Origin of the sequence: Okeania sp. SIO1H4, assembly GCF_010672695.1 — a bacterium.
Taxonomy (GTDB): domain Bacteria; phylum Cyanobacteriota; class Cyanobacteriia; order Cyanobacteriales; family Microcoleaceae; genus Okeania; species Okeania hirsuta.
The window spans coordinates 19,289-27,426 of sequence record NZ_JAAHGB010000074.1 but is presented as its reverse complement, the minus strand read 5'-3'; the positions used below and the strand labels follow the sequence as shown (position 1 = coordinate 27,426).

The window sequence follows — 8,138 nt, the reverse complement described above, 5'->3', positions numbered from 1 at the left end:
GGTAAATACTTGGGCAGACATCATTAACCGGGCTAACTTAGGAATGGAAGTAATGCACGAGCGTAATGCTCACAACTTCCCTCTAGATTTGGCTGCTGTAGAAGCTCCTTCTATCAATGGTTAATTTCTAGTTGATTGATTGAATTTTAAATTACTCAAAAAAACCCTCCAAAGGGAGGGTTTTTTTTATTTCTTTTGTGATACAACTTGAAGTACCGAATGTGGGTTATACCAAATTAATAAATATTTGCTACAAATAGCTAGGATATTTCTTAGGAGTCAACCCACCCCTAACCCCTCCCAGGAGGGTAACTCAGTCGGACTGAGTCAGAATCAATAGCTTCAATACCATTTTTCAGGTCGTAAATCATTCTTTTTGTCAAAGGACATATCATGCATTTGTCTTTTTATTCCTCTTACTATTCGTAACATTATTTTTTCACGCTTGGTATTAGATAAAATGAAAATTACTAATACAATTACAAAGCCAATATTTGTTAGTTGGGCAGCTCTGGCATTAATATTTGGGTCTTTCACTAAAGAACTAAATACACAAAATGTAACATCAGCTCCAGGAGGTAGCACAGGTTGGGAGCCTGTTTCTACTACAAATTAGTCAAATTGTGCAGCTAAAGCAGTACAGAAAATGAGCAGTTTAGTAGCAACAGGACTAATCAAAACTGTTACTGGTTCTTCTTCACGGTATGCAAGAGGGAATGCTGTTTTTAATATTGTCTGTCATAAGAATGGTAAGTATGTTAGGGTTGATATTATATGTTTTATTACTTGTCTGAATGATACTTATGACATTCGTTCCCAGATAGATAAAATGATGAAATGGTAAATTCAACCTTCATCTAAATTATTCAAAAAATCAAATTTTTTTAGAATTTAGTTTTTCCAAGGCTTCAAGTATTCTTGCTTTTAAATAACATATAAATAAGACTTAAACAAAAACACTATATGTAGTTAGTAATAAATTAAAACTATAACGTCTTATATATGTAGTGTCTAGAACTCAAAAATGGTTAAATCATGTGTACATAGGTTTTCATGTGGGTAGACCAAAGTAGCAACGTTCCATGGAATGTCCCTACTGGATTTTAGCTGTTATACCAATTTGATCAATGTTTGCTACAAATAGCTAGGGGATTTTTTCGGAGTCAGTGGTAGGGGCAAAAGGCCGTTTGCCCGTACAGGTAGGGGAGCTTTTGGTAAGGCAATGTATAGAATGAATAGCTTCGATGCCATTTCTTAGTTTATAACTTATCTTATTAGTCAAAGGGACATCTTATCGCCCTTATTATTTGTAACATTCTTTTTTCAAATTGGTATTACTTGAGGTCATCTTTGAGTTCTAGACACTACATATCTATAACGTTATAGTTTTTCAACATAGAAATCTATGAAGAAACCAGGTTTTCGGGTTCTCCTACTGAAGTCCTGATTCAGTTTATGATAAAAAATAAAATATTAAATATATAGGCTGAATTTTTATGGAATCTGCTGTCAATATTCCCACTGAAGTAAAGACACCAGAAAAATTGCCAGTGATAGAAACTAATAATTTAGGTAAATTTTACCGCACTGGTTTTTGGATGAATCAAAAAATAGAATCTCTTAAAAACTGTACTTTGACAGTTTATCAAGGAGAAACTTTTGGACTTTTGGGACAAAATGGTGCAGGAAAAACTACCCTACTTAAAACTTTATTAGGAATTGTATGCCCTACATCTGGATCGGGAGTTTTATTAGGGCAGCCAATAGGCGATCGAGTAATTAAAGAAAAAATTGGTTACTTGCCAGAAAATCCCTACTTTTATGAATATTTAACTGGATGGGAATTTCTAGAATTTGTAGCAGGATTATTTCAAATACCAACATCAATACAAAGACAAAGAATTCCAGAATTACTTGACCTAGTGGGATTGTCTAAATCAACAGCTATTAGAAAGCAACTACGTCAATATTCTAAAGGAATGTTGCAAAGAGTTGGTATGGCGCAAACTTTGATTAATGACCCTGAGTTAGTATTTTTAGATGAACCTATGTCAGGTTTAGATCCAATGGGACGTTATCAAATCAGAGAAATTATTATCTCGCTCAAAAAACAAGGGAAGACTATTTTTTTTAATAGTCATGTTTTGTCTGATGTGGAGAAAATATGTGATCGCATTGCTATTCTTGCACAAGGAGAATTAATTTGTATTGGTACTTTAGATGAAGTATTAGGAACTAATGAAAGTTATTATGTTAAGGGTAAAAGTGGTAATCTTAAGATTCTTAAACAATGGATACCAGATTTAGAATTTGAGCATAATTTTTGGCAAGGTCATTTGCGGGGAGACCCTAAAGAATTTTTAGTTAGTTTGGGATTAATGAAAGCTACACTGATGAAAATGAATATAGAAAGGCTTAGTCTAGAAGAGTATTTTATGCAGCAATTACGAGAAAAGGGAATTTTTTCTAGTAGAGAATAGGGTAATATGATGTGTCCCTCCGAGGGAGCTACGCTATAGGTTAAATACTTATAAATAACTTAGTGAGGAATGAGGAGCCGCCGGATCGGTGACGTACAGGAGTCAGGAATTAGAAGAGTAGAAAGGAGATCAAGTAAACATGATTCAAATATTTCTTCGGTACTGTCAATTCTTAAATGTTATTTATAGCTGATTATCTGATAGCCTAGCTCCCCCGGAGAGGCACATCATATTAAGTATGCAGCCCTATTTTTAATATTATTGTTAATGCTTTGTATTGTTGGTAATAATTATGTTTTTCATAACCAATTGAAAATTATAAAGTTGTCATAAAACCTATGATTTATAATTATTGAAGTTGGAATAATTCGCTTATACTTATAGAGCCGGTGATTATTTTTAAGTGTTTCATCAACAACTATTGATACTAAATTTAGTATGAATTTGGAACCTATATAATTTTACATAAAACTGTTCTATTCTCTATAAAAATAGTTTCGTAATATTCTTTTATCTTCATTGCTATATAAATATAAAATTAATTAATCAAAACTTTTTTGATTAAATTTTTATTGTCTTTTTTCATTCTTCTAGCAATAGTAACTTCTAAAAAAATTTGCCAGGCTTTCAGAGAAAAAAATGCTGGTAATAATATATTGATAGCTGTTAATAATTGTTTTTGTTTGAAAGCAACTATACCCCAATGTAAATTTATGTATTGCCGTATATCTTCAAGTTCTGGAATTAGATTATAATACTTTTTATGAACTTTAGTATATATTTTTTCTTTTATTAAAATATTAGTATTACAACGTTTTTTCAAAGGAATTTTCCTGTCATATCCTCCTATCCAAATAGTACGATAAACTAAACATTGGTTGAGAAAAATAGCATCACCAAACTCAGTAATTCTAATCCAAGAATCAATATCATCGCAACTCCTTAAATTAGTATCCCATCCTCCAGATTCTAAAAAAGCATCCCGACGAAAAGCAACTTGAATAGGAGTACCAAATGGCAATGATTCTAGTAACATCCCATAGTGAATATCTTCTTGGGAAATATAAAATGCTGTTCCAGGTCCTCTTTTATAAGTACGACTAATTTCTACCTGATGACAATCAACTTGTGCTGCCTGACAAGAAAGAATCACTGCTTGAGAATGAAGAATAATTGCTTTAGTCATTTCCTCTATACAATTAGCTGCCATATAATCATCATCATCTAAAGGTTTTATCCAATCTCCCTGAGCATTTTGCACCCCTAAATTCATTGTTGCTGCATGACCTTGGTTAGAAGAAGTACAATAGTAAATTACACGATCTCCTAAGCTATTGACATATTTTTTTGTACCATCTATTGAACAGTCATCAACTACTATTATTTCACATTCAACCGTTTGTTCTAATGCCGAATTAATTGCCCGTTTTAATAAATCTAAGCGATTATAAGTTGTAATTACGATACTAAATTTCATTAGCAACTTTTCCTCTACAATTGCATTAATAATATCAGAAGATAAACTGTCATTTATATTAAAATCATAGTTGCAAATTTTACAGTTTTTATTTACATTATAGCGAAAAAAACTACTGCTACACCAATTTTCCCTCTACAATTGCATTAATAATATCAGAAGATAAACTGTCATTTATATTAAAATCATAGTTGCAAATTTTACAATTTTTATTTACATTATAGCGAAAAAAAACTATTGCTACACCAATGAATTTACCTATATAAAGATATGCTGTTTGTAATTTATCTACTGTTAATTATAACTGAATTAGTAATATTGCTTCCTCTGCTTGTAATTATCTTCAGTCTAACTACGTTCCTGTAGATAATTACAATATATTTTTATCTCTGCTGAATTCAATAAAGTTTGTAGTAAGTTTTCAAATAATTATGCTTTTACAGAATTGTAAAGTATTAAATTTAAAATGACGGTTATAGTTATATTTGAATATTGAAAGATTATTTTCATCCCATTCTCATAGTTTCAATATCAAAGATATATATCTAGAAGTTATTTTTGATTGTTCATCAGTCATCCGTTAATATTTTAAACAGGTTCGTTGAAGACCCTCACGCCTCTGGTTAAAAAACTTATAGTATATATTGATGGCAGGTTGCTCATTCCCATCACACATTTGTTAAGACAGTTCCTCCACAGGAGGCTAACTATTCACTTTTGACGGATTAAAATTACTCTTGTACAAACAACTTAACGTATGTCAACTGCCCCTGATAATTAGTTAGTTTTCCGTAGAAAATAAGATTGCTAGTTTTAAAATCTAGCTTACTTAAATCTACATCTACTAATATCTCAACATTATAAATATCTAAGTTTGATATTGCAATCTTAGTTGATAATTATGTTATAAAATTGTATCAAATAGTTTAGTCGTCAAAATTTATGATTGATAAATCATAATTAACAGTGTTTTTATGAAATTTTAGATATTACTGAACCTATGCCACTAATAAAATGCGATTAACCCAAATATGTACAGTGACGATATGGCTAACCCCACGCTCCGCGAACCCTAAAAAAGCATCACGGGCAAGCAGAAATACGTTCCCATCGTACAACTAGACGACGATATTTAAGTTGATACCACCCACGCGCAACGCTCTTGTTGAAAACTAGGTACAGAAATTTTGATCGGTCGTCCACGTTTCTTTTTGCCTTTCCAAAGTCCCTTAGGAAGTTGAGGTCTAATCCCTCTTACTAGATTAAATATTTTTTGATAAACAGTAGTCAATTCAGACATGGTATCTTTAACGAAGTCAGAAGTTATTTTTGTAATGGGGATTTTGAGCAACCCTACAAAAATATTTCGCCTTAAAAGGCGGGGTTTTAGACCAATTATTTTGATAAAAGTGTGATACTTTTTATACATTTAATGATACCCCTATCATGTTGGTTTTTCTGGCCTGATAGGGAGATTTAGACAAAGTCTAGCTATTGTAGGTGATTGAGATAAAACATATATATATATACATAGACTTCGCTACAGTTTGAGGAATAGGAAATAAAGACTGTCTATCAGGGCTTACAAAAAAACACTTATAATATAGAACTTAAAAACTAGAGTGCTCCACTATATATGGAGTTTATAACTGAAAAATTTGTAAATCCTATCTATAAGTGTATATTTTTTTATATCGTTAAATGATTGTAAAAGATAGTTAAGAATTAACTGTTTTTGCTAGTGCAAGCGAGTATGATAAAGTATAAAGCCAAACTAAAGTTAACAAAAATTAGTAAGCTCTTGGATGAAATTAACACCCAGGGGTAAAGAAGCGAATAAGTTAAACTATCGAAGGATTTACAGCAGCAAGAAAAAAAGTTATTGTCAAAAACATTATTGTCACAAAATGTATTGATATTCATAACTTGTGACTTAATTTAAAAAGTAATTTTAACTTTAAATTGAGGAGAAAAAATTAATGGCGATCGCTACAATTAATCCAGCAACAGGAGAAACACTAAAAACTTTTGAACCAATCACAGATGCAGAGATTGAAACAAAACTAGAATTAGCAATCACAACTTTTGGTCAATATCGTCAAATTTCCATGACTCAACGTGGGGAATGGCTATTAGCAGCAGCCGATATTTTAGAGAAAAATGCTGAAAAATTTGCCAAAATAATGACCCTAGAAATGGGTAAAACTCTGAGTGGAGCTATCGCTGAAGCTAAAAAATGTGCCCTAGTCTGTCGCTACTATGCAGAAAATGCAGCAAAATTTCTCGCTGACGTACCAGCACAAACTGACGCAAGTAAATCTTTTGTCCGTTATCAACCATTAGGCCCAGTGCTAGCTGTTATGCCTTGGAATTTTCCCTTTTGGCAAGTTTTCAGATTTGCAGCACCAGCTTTAATGGCAGGAAATGTAGGTTTATTAAAACACGCCTCTAATGTTCCCCAATGTGCCTTGGCCATTGAAGAAATATTTAAAGAAGCAGGTTTCCCAGAAGGAGCATTTCAAACCCTATTGATAGGTTCCAATAAAGTAGCAGGCATCATGGCAGATGACCGAGTAAAAGCAGGAACTTTAACTGGAAGTGAACCAGCAGGAATGGCTTTAGCAGCAATAGCAGGTCAATCAATCAAAAAAACTGTTTTGGAATTGGGAGGTAGCGATCCATTTATAGTATTAGAAAGTGCTAATTTAGAACAAGCTGTGTCTACTGCTGTTACAGCTCGGATGTTGAATAATGGCCAATCTTGTATTGCAGCCAAACGCTTCATATTAGCAGAAACTATTGCTGAAGAATTTCAACAGCGTCTAGTAGAAAAATTTGAGGCTTTGAAGGTAGGAGACCCTATGTTGCCAGATACTGATATTGGTCCTTTGGCAACTCCATCTATTCTTCAAGAGTTAAATGCTCAAGTAGAAACTTCTGTTGAGAAAGGAGCAAAAGTTCTAACAGGAGGTCATCTTTTATCTGACAGTCCCGGAAATTTTTACCCTCCTACTATTTTGGCGGAGATTCCAGTAGATTCCCCTGCTTATAAAGAGGAGTTTTTTGGTCCTGTTGCCTTGATATTTCGGGTTACTAATATTGATGAAGCAATAGAACTGGCCAATAACTCTCCTTTCGGATTAGGTGCAAGTGCATGGACTACAGATACAGCCCAGACAGATAGGTTAATATCAGAACTAGAAGCAGGTGCAGTTTTTATCAATGGTTTAGTCAAGTCTGACCCACGTCTGCCTTTTGGTGGGATTAAACGTTCTGGCTATGGTCGAGAACTGAGCAAAGAAGGAATTCTAGAATTTGTCAATATTAAGACAGTTTGGGTTAAATAATTAAGTATTTGGCGATAAGATAAATAAAGTTAATCTTGTCTACCTACTTAATAGCTGTTAGGAGTTATAGCAATTACTTAAAATATTGTCATACTTAGATTTGATATTTATCAATCCTAGAAGTTGAATTGAGTGCTTAGTATGTAATAATTCTGATTATTTTCAGAGTGATTTTTACACCCCAATCAAATATAGTGTTGCTTTTAAAAGTGGGTATAATACCAAATCCGGTTTTGAAAAGCTCCTTTTAAAACATTGACTAAATCTTTAATTAGAGCAAGGATTTAGGCTATAAAAATAAGAGATGTATGAAAACCGGATTTGGTATTAGATGTGATATCAAATCCGTTTGTACAGTTATCGAAAAACTTTCTTCTATATGTGAAGTAGTAGGGATGCTCCATAGAAAGTCCCTACATATTCCCACTATGGAATCCTAACTTCTAACCCCTAACTCTTAACTCTTGACTTCTAAGTTATCAAATAACTAATTATCCGGATTTGATGTGAGGTATTATAGGATGTTTAGCAAGTATAGTTTTTGTATCTAAAATAATTCCGAATCTACCTTTAACGCTTTCCCTATTTCAGGAGGATTAACTGGAGATTAGACAACTTTACCCACTAACAACTTTGAAAGCATCATCTTAGATTAAATCTAACAATAGGCAAGAAAAATAATTTTTATATCTACTACTCAGGTATATTTTTTACTGCCTGTGAGCTGCTTTAACCAAATGTTAAATTGATTTCGCACAGATACTTAATTACCTGGGAAAAAAAGTTAAATAGAGGTTTAATTTATCTTGATTCCGGAAAAGAAAAAAAATAATC

Annotated in this window: 6 protein-coding genes and 1 pseudogene; 5 read left to right on the top strand and 2 right to left on the bottom strand. The window is 32.6% G+C overall.

Annotated features, from left to right (window positions below):
• The 4 genes and pseudogenes from F6K06_RS28525 to F6K06_RS28510 all read left to right on the top strand — a co-directional run.
• A pseudogene (locus F6K06_RS28525) lies at positions 1–124 on the top strand (photosystem II q(b) protein); the annotation flags it as partial.
• 336 nt (positions 125–460) lie between these two features.
• Entirely contained in the window at positions 461–616 is a 156-nt protein-coding gene (locus tag F6K06_RS28520) for a hypothetical protein (RefSeq protein ID WP_161564372.1), read from the top strand.
• Positions 617–646: 30 nt separating this feature from the next.
• Positions 647–844, top strand: coding sequence for a hypothetical protein (locus F6K06_RS28515; protein WP_124143732.1), 198 nt, complete (start codon positions 647–649; stop codon positions 842–844).
• Positions 845–1,496: 652 nt separating this feature from the next.
• Positions 1,497–2,480, top strand: a complete 984-nt coding sequence (locus F6K06_RS28510) for an ABC transporter ATP-binding protein (protein WP_124143733.1) — start codon at positions 1,497–1,499, stop codon at positions 2,478–2,480.
• A gap of 538 nt (positions 2,481–3,018) precedes the next feature.
• Here the strand turns inward: F6K06_RS28510 and F6K06_RS28505 are convergent.
• Together F6K06_RS28505 and F6K06_RS28500 are read right to left on the bottom strand one after the other, a co-directional pair.
• Positions 3,019–3,957, bottom strand: coding sequence for a glycosyltransferase family 2 protein (locus tag F6K06_RS28505; protein WP_124143734.1), 939 nt, complete (start codon positions 3,955–3,957; stop codon positions 3,019–3,021).
• A 1,132-nt stretch (positions 3,958–5,089) separates the two neighbouring features.
• Entirely contained in the window at positions 5,090–5,386 is a 297-nt protein-coding gene (locus F6K06_RS28500) for a hypothetical protein (RefSeq protein WP_287244190.1), read from the bottom strand.
• A gap of 550 nt (positions 5,387–5,936) precedes the next feature.
• On the opposite strand from F6K06_RS28500, the gene F6K06_RS28495 reads away from it, so the two are divergent.
• Entirely contained in the window at positions 5,937–7,304 is a 1,368-nt protein-coding gene (locus F6K06_RS28495) for an NAD-dependent succinate-semialdehyde dehydrogenase (protein ID WP_287244188.1), read from the top strand.
• Positions 7,305–8,138 lie beyond the last annotated feature (834 nt).